At 44.6% G+C, this 20,512-nt stretch carries 18 protein-coding genes and 2 tRNA genes; 19 read left to right on the forward strand and 1 reads right to left on the reverse strand.

Features of this window, described 5'->3' with window-relative positions; all coding sequences use genetic code 11:
* Position 1: 1 nt before the first annotated feature.
* The 13 genes from PCH02S_RS08620 (at position 2) to PCH02S_RS08675 (ending at position 14,573) form a co-directional block, all read left to right on the forward strand.
* The gene (locus tag PCH02S_RS08620; protein WP_127452040.1) at positions 2–925 is read left to right on the forward strand and encodes an ABC transporter ATP-binding protein; all 924 of its coding nucleotides are present in this window, start codon (positions 2–4) and stop codon (positions 923–925) included.
* Positions 922–2,394: an ABC transporter substrate-binding protein gene (locus tag PCH02S_RS08625; RefSeq protein WP_127452041.1), complete on the forward strand. Its 1,473-nt coding sequence runs from the start codon at positions 922–924 to the stop codon at positions 2,392–2,394. Before PCH02S_RS08620 ends, PCH02S_RS08625 begins: the two co-directional genes overlap by 4 nt.
* Before the next feature lie 54 nt (positions 2,395–2,448).
* Positions 2,449–4,599 carry a hypothetical protein gene (locus PCH02S_RS08630; protein WP_127452043.1) on the forward strand — a complete coding sequence of 717 codons (2,151 nt, stop codon included), beginning with the start codon at positions 2,449–2,451 and terminating at the stop codon, positions 4,597–4,599.
* 289 nt (positions 4,600–4,888) lie between these two features.
* Positions 4,889–7,999: an efflux RND transporter permease subunit gene (locus tag PCH02S_RS08635; RefSeq protein WP_127452045.1), complete on the forward strand. Its 3,111-nt coding sequence runs from the start codon at positions 4,889–4,891 to the stop codon at positions 7,997–7,999.
* Positions 8,000–8,028: 29 nt separating this feature from the next.
* The gene (locus PCH02S_RS08640) at positions 8,029–9,288 is read left to right on the forward strand and encodes an efflux RND transporter periplasmic adaptor subunit (RefSeq protein ID WP_127452047.1); all 1,260 of its coding nucleotides are present in this window, start codon (positions 8,029–8,031) and stop codon (positions 9,286–9,288) included.
* A 24-nt stretch (positions 9,289–9,312) separates the two neighbouring features.
* Entirely contained in the window at positions 9,313–11,064 is a 1,752-nt protein-coding gene (locus PCH02S_RS08645; RefSeq protein WP_127452048.1) for a hypothetical protein, read from the forward strand.
* A gap of 156 nt (positions 11,065–11,220) precedes the next feature.
* Positions 11,221–11,385, forward strand: coding sequence for a hypothetical protein (locus PCH02S_RS35630; protein WP_164484139.1), 165 nt, complete (start codon positions 11,221–11,223; stop codon positions 11,383–11,385).
* A gap of 89 nt (positions 11,386–11,474) precedes the next feature.
* A tRNA-Met gene (locus tag PCH02S_RS08650) sits at positions 11,475–11,551 on the forward strand.
* A gap of 10 nt (positions 11,552–11,561) precedes the next feature.
* Positions 11,562–11,635: transfer RNA gene (locus PCH02S_RS08655), tRNA-Ile, on the forward strand.
* A gap of 195 nt (positions 11,636–11,830) precedes the next feature.
* A complete protein-coding gene (locus PCH02S_RS08660) occupies positions 11,831–12,118 on the forward strand; it encodes a copper amine oxidase N-terminal domain-containing protein (protein ID WP_127452050.1) in 288 nt (95 codons plus the stop codon).
* Between the two features lie 9 nt (positions 12,119–12,127).
* Entirely contained in the window at positions 12,128–13,372 is a 1,245-nt protein-coding gene (locus PCH02S_RS08665; RefSeq protein ID WP_127452052.1) for a copper amine oxidase N-terminal domain-containing protein, read from the forward strand.
* Between the two features lie 46 nt (positions 13,373–13,418).
* Complete coding sequence (locus PCH02S_RS08670) at positions 13,419–13,706, forward strand: DUF2277 domain-containing protein (RefSeq protein WP_127452054.1); 288 nt, start codon at positions 13,419–13,421, stop codon at positions 13,704–13,706.
* 132 nt (positions 13,707–13,838) lie between these two features.
* Positions 13,839–14,573 carry a DUF1906 domain-containing protein gene (locus PCH02S_RS08675; protein WP_127452056.1) on the forward strand — a complete coding sequence of 245 codons (735 nt, stop codon included), beginning with the start codon at positions 13,839–13,841 and terminating at the stop codon, positions 14,571–14,573.
* A gap of 47 nt (positions 14,574–14,620) precedes the next feature.
* Here the strand turns inward: PCH02S_RS08675 and PCH02S_RS08680 are convergent, their stop codons facing one another.
* The gene (locus PCH02S_RS08680) at positions 14,621–15,760 is read right to left on the reverse strand and encodes a hypothetical protein (protein WP_127452058.1); all 1,140 of its coding nucleotides are present in this window, start codon (positions 15,758–15,760) and stop codon (positions 14,621–14,623) included.
* A 177-nt stretch (positions 15,761–15,937) separates the two neighbouring features.
* Here PCH02S_RS08680 and PCH02S_RS08685 point away from each other — a divergent pair, with 177 nt between their 5' ends.
* The 6 genes from PCH02S_RS08685 to PCH02S_RS08705 all read left to right on the forward strand — a co-directional run bounded on the left by PCH02S_RS08685 (position 15,938) and on the right by PCH02S_RS08705 (position 20,094).
* Positions 15,938–16,789, forward strand: coding sequence for an alpha/beta hydrolase family protein (locus PCH02S_RS08685; RefSeq protein WP_127452060.1), 852 nt, complete (start codon positions 15,938–15,940; stop codon positions 16,787–16,789).
* Between the two features lie 8 nt (positions 16,790–16,797).
* Positions 16,798–18,138, forward strand: coding sequence for a Na+/H+ antiporter NhaC family protein (locus PCH02S_RS08690; protein WP_127452062.1), 1,341 nt, complete (start codon positions 16,798–16,800; stop codon positions 18,136–18,138).
* 19 nt (positions 18,139–18,157) lie between these two features.
* Entirely contained in the window at positions 18,158–18,670 is a 513-nt protein-coding gene (locus PCH02S_RS08695) for a metallophosphoesterase (protein ID WP_127452064.1), read from the forward strand.
* A gap of 76 nt (positions 18,671–18,746) precedes the next feature.
* Positions 18,747–18,920, forward strand: coding sequence for a hypothetical protein (locus PCH02S_RS35635; RefSeq protein WP_164819479.1), 174 nt, complete (start codon positions 18,747–18,749; stop codon positions 18,918–18,920).
* A gap of 191 nt (positions 18,921–19,111) precedes the next feature.
* Positions 19,112–19,429: a hypothetical protein gene (locus PCH02S_RS08700; protein ID WP_127452066.1), complete on the forward strand. Its 318-nt coding sequence runs from the start codon at positions 19,112–19,114 to the stop codon at positions 19,427–19,429.
* A gap of 152 nt (positions 19,430–19,581) precedes the next feature.
* Positions 19,582–20,094: a hypothetical protein gene (locus PCH02S_RS08705; protein ID WP_127452068.1), complete on the forward strand. Its 513-nt coding sequence runs from the start codon at positions 19,582–19,584 to the stop codon at positions 20,092–20,094.
* Positions 20,095–20,512: the final 418 nt, after the last annotated feature.

Below are 20,512 nucleotides of genomic sequence, written 5' to 3' on the forward strand. Positions count from 1 at the left end.
AATGATTACTTGTGAAGGCTTAGTCAAAATTTACAAATCAGACGAAGTGGAAGTTGTCGCTTTGCAAGGATTGAACATCCAAGTTGACGCCGGCGAGCTTATGGCCATTATCGGGAACAGCGGAAGCGGCAAGTCTACCTTGTTAAACATCTTGGGCGGTCTGGATCGTCCTTCCGCAGGTCAAGTGAAAGTCGGCGATTGGGATTTGTTGAAAATCACAGATAAGCAGCTGGTCGAATACAAACGGCATACAGTCGGCTTCATCTGGCAAAATAACGCCCGCAATCTTGTTTCCTATTTGACTGCACTTGAGAATGTAGAAATGCCGATGATGCTCAGCGGGAAATATGATCCCGCCTATGCCAAGCAATTGCTGGAATGGGTTGGGCTTAGCCATCGGCTGAACAATAAACTGCAAGAGCTGTCAGGCGGCGAACAGCAGCGTGTAGCCATCGCGATTTCGCTTGCAAACCGTCCGAGGCTGCTGCTTGCCGATGAACCTACGGGTTCCGTAGATTCCAAGACGGCGGATATGATACTAAACATTTTTCAGCGACTGAATAAAGAATTGGGGGTTACGATTGTGATTGTTACCCATGATTTATCCATGGCTGGAAAAGTAGGAAGAGTCGTTGCCATCCGGGATGGAATGACCAGTTCAGAGTTTATTGCGCGCAGTCCGTCACTTGTAGGCACGGCGGGTATTGCGGGTGGACTTGCGAATAAGGACCATGAAGAGTTTGTGGTATTGGACCGCGCAGGCCGCTTGCAAGTGCCCAAAGCTTATCTGAACGCCTTGCAAATCGAAGGCAAAGCAACGATGGAGTTTGACGGCGAGAAAATTATGATTAAAGCCCCAAAAGCCATACCGGCTTTTGGGGGCAAAGATATGAATTCACATGCTGACGGAGGTAAATCCAAATGAAATCAATTACACGTAAAATGGTCGCTACATCTTTGACCTTGGCCATGATCGTACCCCTTGCAGTGGCTTGTACGAAGGGTGAGAAAACGGATGATAAACAGGAGCGGGTGCTGAAGATCGCCACATCCATGGGGTTCGGTGATGATGAGTATTTCCGGCAACAGTTTACCGAAATATTTGAGTTCGCCAACCCGAATATTAAGATTGAAATGATTCCAACGATGGATGATAAATATCGCTATGGCGGGGTGCAGCCTGGTGAGAAGATGCCGGATCCGATGGAGAAGCTGAAAGAGGTCATGCAGGGGGATAACCCGCCGGATGTCGTGATGGTCGGCTTCGAACAGCTGCCGGATATTATTGAAAGCAATATGCTGACGCAATTGGATCCGCTGATTACGAAAGATAAATTCGATACAACAGGCATTGTGCCTGCTGTCATTGATGGCATCAAAAACGCTGGCAGCGGTAAGTTGTATGCACTAGCTCCAACCTTCTCTTCCTCGGCATTGATTTATAATAAGAAAATGTTCACGGATGCCGGTGTTGATTTTCCGAAAGACGGCATGACGTGGGATGAGGTTTTTGACCTTTCCAAACGGCTGACCAAAGGAGAAGGAGAGAACCGCTTGAACGGCTTCTCATTCTCAACGCAAGCTCAAGGCGATTTATTCTATGGTATGCAAATGTACACGGCTCCCCTGCAACTCAAGATGTTTGATGATGCTGGCGATAAGATGACGGTGGATACGGATCAGTGGGAAAAAGTATGGACGAAGATGGCACAGCTGCAAAAAGACAATGTGTTCCCTGAGCTTATTGATCCACAAAAGGGGTTGAACCGTAAATTCGATCAAGAAAATCCTTTTGCTTATGACGATTTCATGTCGAACCGCTTGGCGATGGGAATCATTAATTACGGTCAAATTCAACAAATTACGAATGCGAACAAAAACGCTGCCAGCTACAAAGGATTTACACCGATTGATTGGGATGTTGTAACAATTCCTTCACATCCTGAAGCGAAAGGCGTGGGCGGTTCCATTTATATGAATGGGATTATGGGGATTAACGCGAAAGCCCAGAATCCGGACGATGCCTGGAAATTCATTAAATTCGTGAATGGCGATGACTGGGCCAAACTGAAATCATACAGTTCTTATAACTTAGTTGCGCGTTCCAAGTATTTGAAGCCGAAAGACGGTATGGATTTCCATATGGAAGCATTTTACAATGTCATTCCTGCACCATCGGATAATAACTTCAAAATTTATCGTGATAAGCCGAACATTTATCAAGTCCAAGAAATTGGCCATCAATTGTTTAACAATGTTTTACAAGGAAAAACGACGGCTCGTGAGGCACTGAAAGAATGGCAAACCCAAGGCGATGCAATGCTGAAGCAAATGAAGGAAAATCCAGGTGAACCACCGAGACCTATGACTATGCAAGCAGTGCCTGCCGGTTAATAACGACTAACGATAAGATGACAGTTACAAACAATGAAGGAGGCCATTCACACCATGAAGATCAAGTTCGGCTACAAATATGCGGCCACAATTGCTTTGTCTGCCACAATGGCATTTGGCGCCATAACACCCGTTTGGGCAGATGGCAGTCCAGCCGCCGTAACCATGGCGATAGGTAAGGTACCGATTACGAATAGCAGCTATTTTGAATTAAAGCAAATTCATGTTTTACCTGATCAAAGCGGCAAGATCGCAACGTTCACGATTACGATTCATAATGAAGGCAGCAGTGAATTGCAATTTATTGATTACTGGGCTAGATTGAAAAGTAAATCAGGTAATCAATTCTCAGCGCGCTTGCTGCCTGCTGATAAGGATAAGAACCGGGTAGCCCCCGGTTCTACAACCGATTTAACATTCTATGCAACGGTGAATCCAAGCACGAATCTTCAGGACCTTGTTGTCCAATTCATCAAGTGGGATTTTAGCCAAACGAATTTCGAACGGGTGCTTGGAGAGGTCGCTGTACCGGAGAATTATACAGATGTCGTTCCCTCTGAAGGTACGGGCACCATTTCGATTGGCGGAGTGGACGTACGAGCTTCTATTAAAAAATTCGTCAGCAACAAAAACGAGAAATATCATGTTCCTACGGTTTACCTGACCTTGGAGAATGTTGGTAGTCATGCTGTAACTATACCTGCTTACTTATTCTCAATTAGGACACAAGACGGGCTCTTGTATCCTTTGGAGGCTAAAGGGATCAAAGATTTGAAAATTAATCCAAAAGAGAGCAAAGAAATTCAGCTCTCAGGTTCGATTCCCGTAGCGGTAGCCGCGGATGCTTGGCAGCTGGCCATTGCGGATACGATTGCGGATTTGAAGCTTAATGTAGCCGTGGCCAACTTCCAACTTCCTGCCGTATCATCTCAAGAAGGTGGTTCCATTGGCAAAGAATATTCTTTTACGAATAAATCGGGCGTTTACACAGCTCAGCTAGGTGGTCTTCACCGTCTTCCTTGGGAGGATCAAGATCTTTTGACAGCAGATCTAGTCCTAAGCAATAAGGGAGATGAGTCGCTGCCCATTCCGAAGCTGTCCGGATATTTCCTCCTGGATGATGCGGTTAAAATCGATGCGAAGCTTATCCAGACAGCTAAAGTGATTGGGCTTGGAGCGGGTACAAGCGTTAACCTGCAGCTTGCCGGCAAATTGCCGTATACGTATGAGTTCTCTCACGTGAAGCTTGTACTTCAAGAGAATGAGGGAGATGAACCAGCTACGGGAACAGAAACAACAAGCACAACAACGACGGATGTTCTGGAGTTCTCAACACAAGCTGAACTACAAGCCGTTCCTCTAATTGGATTGGGCGAATCCTACTCGTCGACAGATGTCGGGCGCAAAGCCAAGTATGCAGTTAGAAGCGTATCGACTTATGAGGACAAAACGAGCATCATGTATTCCGCTATGGTTGAGGTGACTAACCTGGAGAAAAGATTCACGAACGCCACGAAGCTTGTCGCGAATTTCCGGTCACCGGACGGAACCGTATTCCCGGCTTCTGTTGCGGAAGTGAAGAACAAAATTTCTCCATCAGGAAAAGGGCTGCTTAACGTTTGGGCGCCTGTGCCAAAAGGCTTTTCAACGGAGAACATGAACTTGCTTCTTGGCGAAGCCGTAACGGAGGGCAAACTGTCGGAAGGCGACAAAGCTGTAGCTGATTCCTATGTAAATCCAGTTGCCTATACACTGCCAGCGGAAATTACGAAAGTGGCAGATACACTTACAAATGTGGACTTATTCCCTTACACGATTAGCATTAATAAAATTGGGACGAGTATTGAGGATAAAGTATTTACACTCAAATTCAACTACGAGTTAACGAAAGAGAAACTGACCGAAATTAATACCGAAGGCCACAACTTATTGCTTGTATTTGAAGATGGCGGCGGAATTAAACGTTTTGAGAGGAGATTCGATTTCAAAGATTTTGACGTCTTCAATGGAGAATCCACGGGGGATGAGGATACGAAGATGCGACTTGGGAAAAGAGAGAATTTCAAAATCTCGATCCCGGATGAAGGCCTTATTTTTAATACAAAATTCCTGCAAAAATATACACTTAGTGTGTACGACGAATTCCAGGGGCAACGAAAATTAGTTGCTTCTCAGAAAGCAGATTGGTTTATTACTACGGATTAATAACATACATCTAAGGGTTGTCTCAAATGGTCTGCTAAAGCCAATGAGCAGCCCTTTTTTTGTGTTCAGTCATAAGAAGTCATAACAGGAATGCCCGCCATATGACCAATATATGACTGAAATATGACTTCACTCACCTGTTTTTATACATAGCCCGAGATATAATAAACCCAGACCGAAAAAAACATAAATTTTCCAATGTAATTTTATGTTTTGTTAAGAAATTCCAAGTATGATGGTTGAGTGAGTGTTTCAAAGTATTAAAGCTGGTGATAGGGGAGAAGTGAGAATGATCAAGTTAACCGAGTTTTCAATGAAAAATGTAGCAGCAATTTTCATTCTGATGCTGCTGTTAGTCGTAGGTGGTACGTACTCCACAACGACGCTCAAGGTAGAAAGCTTTCCAGACATTACTTTTCCGGTCGTCATTGTAAGTACTACATACGTAGCGCCTCCTAAGGACGTGCTAGACGAAGTTACGAAGCCGCTCGAAAAGGCGGTTGCAGGATTAGACGGTTTAAAGACCCTTAGCTCAAGTTCACAGGATAATTACTCACAAATTATTCTGGAGCTTGAACAGGATAAGAAACCGGAAGATGTGAAGAAGGACGTTGAGAGCTTAATTTCCAACGTTAAGCTTCCGCAGGGATCTGAGAAGCCTAAGGTGTTAACAGCCGGCTTTGCTTCCGAACCGGTCTATTATCTAGCCGTATACGGTGATGAGGGAATGAACCAAGCTGAGCTGGATAATGCGTACAAGGATACAATTCTTCCAGGCTTTAATGGACTTAAAGGGGTTGACCATGTCGACTCTGTCGGTAACCAGGACGCTGTGCTCACAATTAAGCTGGATGCGCCTGCGATTAACAACTATGGCTTAACTCCAGCGGATGTATCTGGATCCATTAAGGCAGCATTGGTTTCCAGCCCTGCAGGTACCGTGGATTTCAATGGTAACCAACAGATGGTTCGTGTAAAAGGCGAGATGGATACTATCTACAATTTGGATAATTTAAAAATTACGACGAAAGCAGGCGATACGCTTCTCCTTAAGCAAATAGCCAAGGTTGAAGCCATTAGCGAGTCCAAATTTATTGCCAGATTAGACGATAAACCGGCGATTGGTGTGCTTTTGTACAAAACCAAAGCAGCCAACGCCGTTGAATTTGCAGACAGCGCAGATAAACTAATGACAGACTGGGCTCAGACTTTGCCTGGTGTGAAGTTCCACAAAATTTATAACTCAGCCAACGATATCAAAGATTCTATCCATGGAATGGTCCAAGAAGGCGGCTTAGGTGCAATCCTGGCATCTGTCATGATCTTGCTGTTCCTTCGTAATATACGCATGACACTGATCGTACTCGTTTCCATTCCTCTATCGATTCTCGTCACGCTGTTAGTCATGGGACCATTGGGCATTTCCCTGAATATCATGACGCTTGGCGGTATGGCGATTGCGGTTGGCCGGGTCGTGGACGACAGTATCGTCGTTATCGAAAATATTTATAGTCAGCTGCAAGTGGCCCAACAACGTAATGAATCCGTTATTCGATTAGCAACGAAACAAGTTTCGAGTGCAATTACGTCTTCAACCATTACAACCGTAGGTGTATTTGGTCCGATCGGCTTCGTAAGCGGTGTTGTCGGCGAAGTATTCCGTCCTTTTGCGATAACGCTGGTTGTTGCTCTTTTATCTTCATTAATTGTAGCGTTAACTGTCATTCCCATGTTGGCGAAGCTGATGGTGCTTAAATCCAACAAACTTACCAACCACGATGAAAATCACGTTGGACCGATGGGTGAAAAGTATAAGAAAGCGATTATCTGGTCTTTAAACAACCGCATCAAAACGCTTTTGATAGCCGGAGTAGCCCTTATTCTTTCTATTGTTATTACGGTTCCGAATTTAGCGGTGGCCTTCATGCCAAACAGTGAAGCTGTGAAACAAGGCGCAATTGAAATAAAAATGCCTCGTGAAACATCCATTGAGATGATGAATGAAAAATCCAAGGAACTAGAAAGAGAATTAAAGCAGCATAAAGATAAATTAGGAAATCCTGCATTCAAGTATATTGAATCCCTAGTTGGTTATAACCAAAGCAGCGATCGGTATGCCTATAGAGCGATGATGTTCTTCGAATTAACCGCAGACACAGATGCGACAGAGGCTGTCAAAATCTACAAAGAAGATATGCTGAAATTGATGCCGCCAGGTTCGGATGTCAACATCCAGTTATTTACGGGTGGACCTCCAACATCAACAGGCTCTGATTTTGCCTACTCGCTGAAGGGCGATGACCAGTTATATCTCCAGCAAGCTGCTAAGATGGTAGAAGATAAGCTGAAAGAGTTTCCAGAAATAAACGATATCAAAGATAGTCTGAGTGATTCTAAAACGGAAGTTGAGATTACGGTCGATCAAAATAAGGCACGATTGTACGGACTATCTTCAGCGCAAATTCTACAATCTGTTAGTTCCTGGATCGCAGAAGAAAAGCTCGGAGATTTGAAGTTTAACAATGTTACTTATGCAACCAAAGTTATGCTTAATCCAATGTATAAAAATTCCGTGGATAAATTAGGCACATTCTTGGTCAAAACAACTACGGGTCAAACGATCCAGTTAAATGAAGTCGCTCATATAGCGCAAATTGACGCGCCTAACAGCATCAGTCGTGAAGATGAAGAACAAATTGTAAGTGTAAGCGCCAAAATTGACAGTACGGATAAAGGCGGCGTGAGCCAAAAAATAACGGCTGAACTGGCAAAGCTGGAGCTGCCGTCTGGGGTCTCACGTGAAGTCAAAGGGGTTTCTGATGATATTAACAGAAGCTTTATGCAAATGTTTGTCGCCATCTTTGCATCCATTTTCATTGTTTACATTGTCATGGTAATCGCATTTGGTAACGCAAGAGCGCCACTGGCTATTCTTTTCTCACTGCCGCTTGCGGCTATTGGAGGGCTTCTAGGGCTTCTGATTACGGGAGAATCCATCAATGTTACCTCACTCATCGGATTCCTCATGCTGATCGGTATCGTTGTAACGAACGCGATTGTACTTGTAGACCGTGTACAGCAGCTTAGGGAGTATGGCCATTCCATCCGTGATGCACTTATTGAGGCAGGGATTACACGTTTAAGACCGATCATTATGACGGCAGGCGCAACGATTATTGCCCTACTGCCGCTTGGATTAGGTTTATCCAAAGGGACCATTATCTCCAAAGGATTGGCGGTCGTTGTTATTGGGGGACTTACGACTTCAACGTTGTTAACACTTGTTATTGTACCGATAATGTATGAGATTTTATTTAAAAAGAGAGATCGTCGTTGGTTCAAAAGAAAAGGGAAATCGTCAACCATACAAACGGAGCAAGCACCGTCTGCGCTTCAATAAGCTGAATTGGGGAAAAGGAGAAATCGAATATGAAACGTCAGTTGTTCACGATTAAGCAAAGTGCCAAATTATTCGGTGTCGTCGCGCTTAGCGCGGCGATCATCGCAGGATGTTCCGCATCACCTGCTGCAAGCCCGAGCGCAACGCCGGGAACTGCTGCCGAGCAAGGAGTTAAAGTTGTAAAAACGGCTAAAATTGCTAAACAAAAGATTGGTAATCCGATCGAGCAAGTAGGGGATGTTGTCTCTTCTATACAATTGGATGTGGTAGCGAAGTCAGGCGGGGAAGTTATTGAAATTCTTAAAAAACGCGGAGATAAAGTTGAAAAAGGCGATGTGCTGTTCCGCTTGGATCCGACCGATGTTTTGATTCAAAAAGACTTGAATACCGTGAGTATCAAAGGAGCCCAGGCCGGGCTTGTTGAAGCTAAACAGAAGACGGCCAACGGGATTGCTGATGCCAAAGACGGGGTGTCCAAATTAGAAACAGCCGTTAGCGATCTTGAGAAGGCCTATAACAAGGCTCGTAATGAATACGATCTGGGTACAGCAACGAAAACGCAGTTAGAACAGTCCGAAACAGCGCTAACAAATATGAAAAAAGATTTGGAGAGCGCACGTAGAACGCTGAAAACTGCGCAAGAGACGAATTCTCTTGCGCAGGTGGAGACTAGTCTGGAGTCAGCACAGGTAAGTGCACGGAGCATTGATAGAACGTTAAGCAACCTCGATGTAAAAGCGCCTGCTTCCGGTGTGCTAACGGATCTCAATGTGACCGTTGGTGAAACTTTATCACCAGGCGGCCGTGTCGGTGAAGTGCAGCAGACGAACCCGGTCAAAATCAAGTCTCAACTGACCGAAGCATCGGCAGCTCTCGTTCGAGGCAAAAACGAACTTATTTTCTACATACCAGACGTTACAGACAAAGCGAGCGCTAAAGTCACGTATTTATCCGATGTGATCAATGGTCAATCCAAGGCCTATGATTTGGAGTTAGAGGTTCCGAATCCGGATGGCAAGTTGAAACCGGGCTCCAAAGCCCAAGTCGAGCTTACTAAAGACGATGAACAAATCGTACCGGTTATCCCGAGCCTTAGTATCGTCCGCGAAGGCGGCGACAGCTATGTGTATATCGCGAACGGGGAAACCGTACAAAAGCGTAAGGTTGAACTTGGTCGCTTAAACGAAACGAATCAAGAAGTATTATCCGGTGTTAAGGAAGGCGAGATGCTCGTAATTTCCGGACAGCACCAGCTGAAAGATCAAGATAAAATCAAAGTGAGCAACTAGCAGGGGCTCAAGGAGGAGAACTACGTGAATAAGAAAATGAAGAGATCACTGGCCACTATTGTACTAACCGCTGCACTTTTAACTACCGCTTCTTTTCCTGCATGGGCTGCGGAGGGTGTGAGCTCGGCAGTTTTCGCTCAAACAAGCACGAATACCAGCTATGCGCTGACAGATAAAGTTGAAGTGGAAATCAAAAGTATACTCAACCAGCATGAATCGGATTCAACGAAGCTGGGAGCAGTCATTCGGATTAAAAATACGACCGATAAAATAACTCGTGTCCCTGATTTTGAATTGCGTGTTCGCATGGCGGATGGCATTGAATATACGCTGCAGCCGAGTGCCAAAAATCTAAAGTCTATACTACCGAAGACGCAGCAAGAGCTTAGCTATCTAACGAATGCAGAACGCAGCGACGATGCTGAGCTTAGTGAGCTTAGCTTTGTAGATGTGGATATGGAAGTTTATCCTAAAAAAGAAACAACACTGCTGAGCGTACCGGTTGACGCGGCGCTCGTGTGGAAAGGCAGTGACAGCACAATCACCAAAGCTTCTGCGCTTCTGAAGTGGGGCGAGGCTTTCACGCTGCCATCACTGAGGACATCGGTAGGCTTCATTCCTGTGGATATCCACAAGGAAATTACAGCCAAAGGCGTGTCTACTGTTGTGCAAATTCAGGTCGTCAATCCAACGAATGAACGTCAAACCGTGCCGAATTTCGGAATCGATGGCAAGACGGAGAGCAAGGTTTATTCCGGCGATCGTGCTGAAGCTTCCGTTGTGCTTGATCCGGGTGAGAAAAAGTATATCCATATCGTGATCCCAACCGATTTGGACACCGAATTCACGAGTTTGAATGTCGTGACGCCAGAGAGTTTCTTCGCCTCGCAGGGGGATGGCAAGATGCAAGAAGATACTTACCGTGTAGGACGCGCGAACATTTTACTGCCTGTTGGAGCGGCGACACAAGGCGTCATTCCGGCACCAGATTACACATTGGGAACGCCAGTTAAACTGGATTCCACGAATAAATTTGTACCGTCCAATGTCGATGTGTCGCTTGTTGAACTGCATGTCACCAACAATGAAGATGATGGATTCAATACGGCAGTTGCCAAATTTAAACTAACGAATAACAGCGATCGTCCAGTCCCAATTCCAGCGATACAAACGGAGCTTGTAAGTAAAGACGGCTTTGCTTATGGAGGAAGAAGACAGTTGGCAACTGCGCTTAGTGTTGTTCCTAAGGCATCTTATGTTGTCAGCTATTCCTATGCGCTTCCTGCTTCCGAAACGGGTGAGGGCTTGAAGATGAACTTATACAGCCAGCAAGTTAGCGGAGATACGGTGTATAAGTCACTGCTAGCAACTGCGAAAGTGCCCGTACAGGCCAACGAGACAACGAGTAAAGTGCTTAACGTTTATCCTTACGAGATCAATATTAAGGACTGGAGTATATCAGCGATATACCAAGCTTCCTTGACCTACGATTACAAGTTGAAGCTGGAGCTGGACATCAAACCGGATAAACAAGTAACCGCCGATAAGTATAACAACATGCTTTCCTTTGAGTTATTTGATAAAGTTGGCAATCCTGTCGGAAAAACAACGAGAGATTTGTCAGGCGAAGGAAGATTGTACAATGGTACGAACACAATTGACCTAAGTGCGAGATCCGGTCAACTGGATTTCCCGATCCAAGTCAAAGTTTATGAGACCTTTACGAACGAATACGGAGAAACGGTTAAACGATTCCTTACAACGTTCAAACAATAGTCTTTCAATGGATAAATCGCCTGGTGGTGCATGAAGCACTGCTAGGCGGTTTTTCGTTTTTATCGTGCATGCAGGATGTTCGTGAGGGGGACTCATAAGTCTGATCTGTTTTGGATAAGATAGGTTTATCGATTTCATTAAAACGGAGTGATTGCGATGAACTGGATATATTGGGCTAAATTATATGATTCCAAGTTTCAAGCGGGCTGTCTGGCGAAAAGAATGGAAGAAGACTGGTGGATTTACGGGTATGAATGCCCACAAGAAGTGGAAGTTTTCAAGTCGAAAAAGGGACGTTTCGGCGTTCGTTACAATACGTAATTTCCTGCATTTTATCTAAAAATTAACGCTTGACTTACCACTCGCGCTTAGTGTATATTTATTTTTGTCGCTGTTGAGCGGCAACATGACGCGGGGTGGAGCAGCTCGGTAGCTCGTCGGGCTCATAACCCGAAGGCCGCAGGTTCAAATCCTGCCCCCGCAACCAAATTTTATTTGGGCCTATAGCTCAGTTGGTTAGAGCGGTCGGCTCATAACCGATTGGTCGGGGGTTCGAGTCCCTCTGGGCCCATAGTAGTGAAACCCTTGGAATAAGGGTTTTTTTATTTTTTAGAAGATAAAAACAAGCCTCTTATTTTCATCAATCGTTTGATGATGATGAGGGGCTTGTGCATGTTTTGTGCACATTGTTTACAAAAAATAATAAGAGAATCAATTTGAAAGGTATGGTAAACTGTGTAAGAAATTACTACTTGGAGGAAGTTGCATGCCATTAAATTTTATTAGAAGAAGCCTCATTTTATCTGCATTACTAGTATGGACTTATTCACCATTAGCTGTGTTTGCTTCATCTACAAGCGGATCCGCTTACATCAAGTTAACACTGGGGGAAACCAAAGCTTCAATTAATGACCAGAGCGTTACGCTTCAAATGTCTCCGCACCTTGTCGAGAATACAACGATGGTCCCACTCCGATTTGTTACAGAAGCCTTAGGAGCTACCGTTAAATGGGATGGAGCGGCTCAGAGAGTTGACTTGACTTATGGGACATAGCTCCTCTCTATGCAGATAGGAGATGCAACTGCTCATGTAGATGGTATGCCAATTCACCTTGAGCAAGCTCCTACTATTGAAAATAAAGTCACTCTCGTGCCGATTCGGTTCATTGCAGAGAATTTCCAACAGACAGTTGCATTCGATGAACAAACTCGGGTTATCACGATTTCGCCACCAGTTGATCAAAGCTCGAATACCGCTCTCCCTGTCAAAAAGCGATTGGATAAGCCAACAGTTGATAATCTAACTTCACAGAACTCAATAAAAATTCCTTTAACTGGACTCCTCCCATCATCTAGACCTTATCCTCATTATTTCCTTAGTGATATAGAGATGATCTCGGATGGCAAAGATGATTTGTACTTCATCTCACAAAATGATCAGTCTAACTTCTATATCAAGAAGATGAATTTGAGCAAAGGAAAAGAGATAAGTTTAGAAACCATCCTATCGTTCAACGATGAGAAGTTTGATTTTGAATATAAAGACGAGCATGGTTCGGTAAGCAAATTTCTACGTTATGAATTCATCCCAAAATCATTATTCTATGACCAAGCCTCAGATAGACTTTTTGTCATGGGGAGAGACTTTTATAATAAAATGGCGGTTTTTTATCAAGTATGGCCTAGTGTGAAAATGATTGCGTTCGATACGAGTGGACAATTAGATACGGATACGGATTTTATTCAACCTTTGAAAGATGGACAAACGTATGTGATAAGCAACTCTTTCAAAAACATCCTGTACACGGCTCATGAGGGGGAGAGGCTCACATCCTACATGAGTGTTGAGGGAAATCGCATGCATCATCTTGTTCCACTTGTTAGTAATGGGATCTTGTATGTTCTTGATCGCGAGAGCAAGCAAATAAAAGAAATTACTCCCGGGGTAGGATCACAGGTAGTTGCTACATTAAATATGGATCAGATAAATATCGCAATCACACATGATGGATCTTTTTACCTTACAGATGCGAAGCAATTTTATCGTGTCAATGTAGAGGGGGAGATTGAACCCTACGCGAATATGGATCTTGCCATTTTTAAAAAGGGTATTTTTAATTCTTTGACGGGGAACTATGATCAGATGCCCATTCCTCCAGGCTACTCAGGAGCAATAAATGATGATTTTGAGCCTAAAAAAATGGTTCTTGGTATTTCACCGCACTTTGCCATTAATGCCGATGGTAATATTCTGATTTATGATGATATCAATTTGATTCTTAGGAAAATTACCGTTTTCGAAAATTAAGCTGAAGTGTTCAACAATTAAAAAATTTGCAAAGGAGCTGCTTGCTATGTGCCGAAATATTAAGCCGCTTTTTAACTTCAACCCCGTTGCTACAGATGCTGAGATTCAGGCGGCCTCCTTACAATTTGTTAGAAAAATTTCGGGTTTCACCGCGCCATCCAAGGCTAATGAAGAAGCTTTTAACCGAGCGGTTACTGAAGTTGCGCTAGCTGCGCGTCAATTAATGGATTCACTCGTCACTACTGCGGAGCCGCGCAATCGAGAAATCGAAATCGAGCGTGCACGCGCTAGAAACGCCAAACGTTTCGGAACCGTAAAAAAACTGGAGTCTTAATAAAAAGGCTTTTACCTTCTTAGGTAAGAGCCTTTTTGTTGCTTTCCTTTCATTAGCAACTCAATTGAAGGTAGCAATCTATTGTCTACGAGCATATGATGTAACAAACTAGTAGAAATTAGGTGATAGAAAGTGACCAAAGGTTTTGATTGCTCAACGCCTTTAACGGCGCAAACCGCCGCAGCTTTCGTCAAAGATGGCTACTCGTTTGTGGCCAGATATCTCGTCCCGAGCGGGTATAAGGCTTTAACGAAAAGTGAAGCGGAACGAATCAGCCAAGCAGGTTTGGACATCGTATCTGTTTTCGAAACTACGGCAAACCGGGCTCTTGGCGGTAGAAGTGCAGGATTGGCTGACGGCGCTACCGCGGTACAGGTGGCTCATCAGCTGGGGCAGCCAACAGGAAGCTGTATCTATTTTGCTGTCGATTTTGACGCGACTAGCGCTCAAATGGCTACGGTTATAGCGTACATCCAAGCGGCAAGTGAAGCGACTCCGGAGTATACCACCGGGGTATATGGGTCGTATGCGGTTATGGAAGCTGTGAAGCAAGCAGGTGCTTGCTCGAGGTTTTGGCAGACCTACGCATGGAGCGGAGGTAAAAAATCCACATTCATTAACATTTATCAATATTTGAATGATGTTTCCGAGAATGGCATCCAAATAGATCATGACGAATCCTATGGCAGTGAAGGCTGGTGGAACACGCTGACACCAGTGAACTATCCGCTTACAACACATGATGCCAATGTCATCATCCCTTTTCTGTCTGCCGGTTATATGGCGACAACTTCGCTTCCGGCCCGAGCGGAATTCAATCGCTTGGCGAATGAACTGCGCAAGGCGTCTGGCCAGCCGCTGCAGTAAATGTAAAGCCCGCTAACTCTCGTTTCCTGAGAGTTAACGGGCTTTTGTCATTGCATGACAGCGCTGCGAATGTACCAGCGCGAATCAAGCGATGCTCTTTCGAGCCGAAAGAGCACACGCCTGTGTGCAGGCGCGGAAGCACGTGCCGGTGTAACCGAAACGTCGACCGCAGCCTCAAGCTCGAGGAGCTGGGACACGTCCCGCTCCGGGAACTTGGACAGGCGGCGCATGCTTCGCACATGTACCGCCTGCTCTTGCCCTGTGGTGACCTGCAGCAGCTGCAGGTCACCTTGGTTGGCTCCGCTGATCCAGACGTCGATCAGCGCCCAAGGAGAAAGCTTGCTGATGTAGGACGTCAGCAAGCCTGCCGCGCGGTGCACCATAACCTGGTGCGCCGGATCCGAGGAGTGGGAGCCGTGCGTCACGCTCCCGAGGAAGTGAATACAGAAATGACCGTTGAAGTCATTTCCGGGAATCCCGTCTCCGCCATGCGGCATGCCGTGCATGGAGCCGGCCAGCGTGCGGCTGTTAAACTTCACGAGGACCGCTTTGCGGTCCCAGCTCCAGGCGCCGCCATAGATGGTTTTGAGCGTCGCAGAGTCGGTCTTCGTCAGCGGTTGGACATCCGCGTGACTGGAACCCGCGCGGCGCTGCCCTTCAAAGCTAAGACCGGTTTCCACGTCGGTGATCGTGAATTTACTATATTTGGGGATGACCGCGCTTGCGTCCTCCCAAGTCAGGATTTCGCCATAGTGCTGAGCTCTAAGCGCTTGAACTTGCGTGCGAAGCGCTTCTTGCACGCCTGTCGACACCGCATAAATGGATTTGGTCATCGGATCAACCAATTCCCCATTTTCCGTGACGCCGTAATGCTGCGTCTGCCCTTTTTTATGATAAATGAGGGTGGTGTCCGGCGGCAAAGGCTCCGTATACGAAGCGCCTGCCTGTAGTTGCTCAAGCTCTCGCTGTAATTTTTTATTTTCAAAAGATGATTCTGATCGGTAGGCGGCATGTGGAGAGGCTTGGACGACCAACTGAAAAGTAGTCGTATTCGTCGTTTCTTGAGACCTGAGGGCTTGACCATAAGCATGGTGGCCGAATGGACCAAACAAACAAATGGACATCACAGAAAGCAACAAGGTGCAGATCATCGTTCGGAGCAAGCGGGTTGCTCGGGCATGATGCATAGGTAAGCTTCCTCCTGAATTGATTTTAGTAGCGGTCCACATTTGAACAGCAGGATGAAACGCCATAGTCAAGTTTTTACTAATTGCCATAAATTTATGAACAAATTCATCGTTATCTGCTGCCCGATTGGCATCTGTGTTAAAATATAGCAGTACTTAGGAAAGGGAGGTTATCTCATGCAACCAAGTGAATGTAAAGCATTTGAGCTACATATAGCAGAGGATCGGATTGTGAGAGGAGATTTCTATGAAGCGGCGTCACAACCGGCTATGGGGACCTTAGTCATTTGCCATGGATACAAAGGGTTTAAAAACTGGGGGATGTTCCCTCACGTAGCGCAATCCTTGTCTAAGGATGTAAATGTCATGGCCATCAATTTCTCTCACAATGGCGTTGGAGAGGATCTGCTTGAATTTACAGAGTTGGAGAAGTTCGCGCGAGATACATATTCCAGAGATCTTGAAGATTTGGAAGCCGTTGTGGAGGAAATTCGGCGAAATGAACAGCTTGCTGGTGCTGGTACTGGTGCCGGTGAGAAACCGATTTTGCTTTTGGGCCACAGCAGAGGGGCGGGGGTGTGCCTAATCTATGCGCTTGATCATCCTGATCAAATTGCGGGTGTTATCAGCTGGAATGGCATTTCGAATGTTGATCTGTTGACGGAGGATAATAAAAATGAGATGCGCATAGCGGGAAGATCGTATACGTTGAACGGTCGTACAAAACAAAATATGCCGTTAGATCTTGAAATCCTTGAAGACATGGAGAGCAACAGCGAGCGATTCAATATAATGGGCAGAATTAGCGGCGCTGCGTTTCCAATTGCTTTAATTCAAGGAACTGAGGATAGCGAAAGGCTTATTCGAGGCTCACGACAGATGGTCGAGCAAAACTCATCTATTCAATGGATCCGAATTCCTGAGGGCAATCATACCTTTGGCTCGGTTCATCCTTATCAAGGAGAGTCCCAGGCGCTGAAGCAAGCCATTCAAGAGACTCTTCACACCATTCGAGAAATGTTAGGATAAAAAGACACATGTTAACGAATAGACAACTTGGCGTAACGATACTTATTACCATTCTTGGACTCGCTGCTGCATATGTGCTGCATATCGCCTTGGCGATTGGTTTTTCATTTGGACTCATCACATTGATCGTCATCGTATGGCGAGGCGGAGCTGCATTCAGAGGCATTCTGCGAAGCATGTGGGAGGGTGTCACGCAAACCAAAGAAGTGATGTGGATTCTTGCATTGGTTGGCGTTGTTATCCCTACATGGACAGCTAGCGGGACTATTCCCTATATGATCGATTTAGGACTTCGCATCGTGGATCCCAGCTATTTTCTTACATTTTCGTTTGCTCTTTCCGTGTGCATTTCCATGCTGCTGGGCACTTCCACGGGGACGCTGAGCTCGGTCGGAATCCCGCTAATCGGTCTTGCTATGCTGCTTCAAATCCCTTTACCGATGGTTGCAGGCGCACTAGTTTCGGGCGCTTTTGTCGGCGATAGGACTTCGCCTTTTTCCAGTGCGAACCGTCTGGTGGCGTCTTCCACAGGTGTTACCGTCAAAGAATTATTTAAAGCCTTGCTGCCAACTACGATTGGGGCTGGAGGTATTGCCCTCGTTTTTTTCTTGTTTTGCGACATGAGAGGGAAGTGGCATCAAGAGGAAAACAATGTGCTTAGTCAGCAATTTGGCTCCGGTTTTAACTACAGCATTTGGTTGTTAGTGCCTGTGCTGCTTTTACTGCTTTCGATTTTGCTCAGATTTAAAACAAGAAACGGATTTCTCCTTTCCATCGCGAGTGCAATCGGAATTGGCCTGATTTTTCAAGGAGTCACTTGGGAGGAATGGCTGCATGCGATGTGGTTTGGTTACCACTCCATGACTTTTGATTCGCTGCAAACCAAAGGATTGTCCAGTATGGTTGAATTAATTGTACTTATTGCACTCGCGGGAGCGTTCAACGGGATTTTAGAGGAAAACCGTGTTTTACAGGCCTATATGCAAAAATTGTTGGGAGGAAGCTCCACCTCCTTATTCGCAGCTACGATTCGAACCGGCTTATTTGGTCTAGGCCTTGGCCTAGTTTCGTGTACACAAACCCTCCCGATCATGATGACAGGCAGGAGTTTGCTGCCCTTTTGGAAGGAACGCTTCCCGCGCAGTCAGCTTGCCAGAGTAGTTGCAGATTCAAGCCTTATTCTAGCTGCTATGATTCCTTGGAATATGCTCGCTATTGTATGTGGAACCATTGTAGGAGTGCCAGTCGAGCATTATATTAGTTATGCGCCATTTCTTTGGGCTTTGCCACTATGTACCATGATGTGGTCATATGGGTGGGGTCGTCGTGGCAGAGCCGTCGGATATTGAATTGAAGGGGAGTTGCAAGATGCCTACAACTTATTTTATTTCAGATCACCACTTCGGCCATAAAAACATCATTGACTTCGAAAACAGGCCTTTCGCAGATGTTGACGAAATGTCAGAAGCCATGATAGCAAAGTGGAATGCTGTCGTCCGTAAAGAAGACAAAGTTTTTCATTTAGGCGACTTTTCTTTTTTAAATAAAGAACGCACTCAGTCAATTGTTTCACAGCTGAACGGGTATAAAATCCTCATCATGGGCAATCATGATCGGGGGAGAGCGAGGACCTGGTGGCTTGATGCGGGATTTGATGAAGTAAGTGAGTATCCACTTATTTATATGAACTTCTTTTTCCTTTCGCATGAGCCTATGTACATGAATAAACAGATGCCGTATTTGAATGTTCATGGGCATATTCATGGCCAGAAATATGAAGGACGTCAATATTACAATGTGAGTGTAGAACAATTAGACTATACGCCGGTGTCTTTTGAGCAGATTCGCGATTCGGTAGTGGTGGATGAGGAACAGGCGTGATGGCGCTTGAACGACAAGTATGAAGGTGTATAAAAGGTGGGAATAATGAGATTAATTGTTCGAGGAGGTTGATTTTATGTTAACGAATGACAAGCTGAGTGAAGCCGATATCGAAGTCATTTTGATGGCCATAGACACTTCAAAAGACGCACTACTTAAAGTGTATACGAAAGATTGGCTCGAAACGAAAATCGATGATATAAAAAACAAGCTTCACGCACAGCAGGAGGAACTGGAACGAAAACATTGAATCATGTAATCGATTCTATCGACCAAAAAGCACTAATGATCATTGATCATTCGGGTGCTTTTTTTACAATGTATCAAGAAGCATTTGATAATGCGGGTGGTAAGTCGTACAATGATTTGAAGAGTAAATCCATGTAAGTTTTTGGGACGTAGCCTTACCTCCAATAAATTATGCCTAAGGAGATTTGAATCATGCCTCAAATGTCATCGTATAAATTGCCTTGTGGAACTAAGAAATTTTATCCTGAAAAGCTCGATTATTTAACACGTAAAGGAAATTATCTATTGTTTCATACGTTTTCACCTAAAAATAAAATGGCCTATATCATCTCTCCGAAACAGAAGGGCATGGATATCATTGTTGAAGGTCCACCGAGCGATATCGTTAACCTCTATGAAAGTATCGGCCTTGATGAACAAGAGATTCGAGATGTAAATGGCGTATTTCTCTATAAACAAGCCCAAACAAAAGAAGAATTTGAACAGGTTTTTGAAAAGTTCGTCCGGTAATAGTTGAAATATTATAGAAAGAGCACTTGAATTTATTCAAGTGCTTTTTTGTTGTAATGGATGCTCAGTGATAGGGGGAATTCGAGATAATTTATACAATCACATAATTTGGGAATACTGTCTGAATATCAGAAAGTACAAGGTGGTACAAGATGTTCTATAAAAATCAACAAAAATTTTATCAAGAACCGGTGTACAAGTCCCCTTACGCTGCTGCACTTTGGTCATTATGTCTTCCAGGATTCGGGCAACTTTATGTGCGTGAGTATTTTATCGGTATTATTTTACTCGGTTCTGAAATTGCCTTTAATATTTTATCTAAATTAAACTGGTCTATTTATTACTCGTTTACTGGAAAATTGCAAGAGTCTTCCGAGATTGTGAATATGGGATGGGGGTTGTTCTATCCCTCCGTATACGCGTTCAACATCTGGCATGCCTATAATACGGCAAAGATCATGAATGCTAAGCTAGAAGCAGAAGGAGTTCCAAAGCCTGAAAAACTGGCACATAATATGGGCTTTTTTACTGGGCTCGTTTTTGGTATGTTTTTCGGACTGCATTGGGTATTTTTGATAAGTCCTGTTTTTTCAGGTATTGTCCTGGGATTTTCTTTGGCGATTATTGGGCATTTAATTGAGAAGAATATGAGTCGATCAATTTAAATGTAAAAGACAATCCATCGAAACAAAAAAGCCCTGGGCATATGTCCAATCAAGAACTATGTACTGAGCGTATGATCATACTGTAATGAAAATTTACATGAAGGGAAGGATTAAATATGGGTGCAAGTTGTGCAGGTTATGGTGGCTACTCCACAGCCGCGGTGGTATTGGTCCTTTATATTTTACTTGTAATTGTTCTTGCAGTTTTTGCTTGGTAATACCCAGAATGCTCATTCGCTATCACCTTGTAGTGTACCGAAAAAGAGAATCCTTTAAGTTTTAAGGGGACTTCTTTTTTTTGTTCATAGAATCGATTCGAGTTGTATGTACACAATACACAGCAAAGGGAGGCTGCCGGCACGATCGGCAGCCTTTCGCTCACCTAACGGGCAGAATAGTGAATTTATACATTTTCCAA

This window comes from Paenibacillus chondroitinus NBRC 15376 (assembly GCF_004000765.1).
Taxonomy (GTDB): domain Bacteria; phylum Bacillota; class Bacilli; order Paenibacillales; family NBRC-103111; genus Paenibacillus_E; species Paenibacillus_E chondroitinus.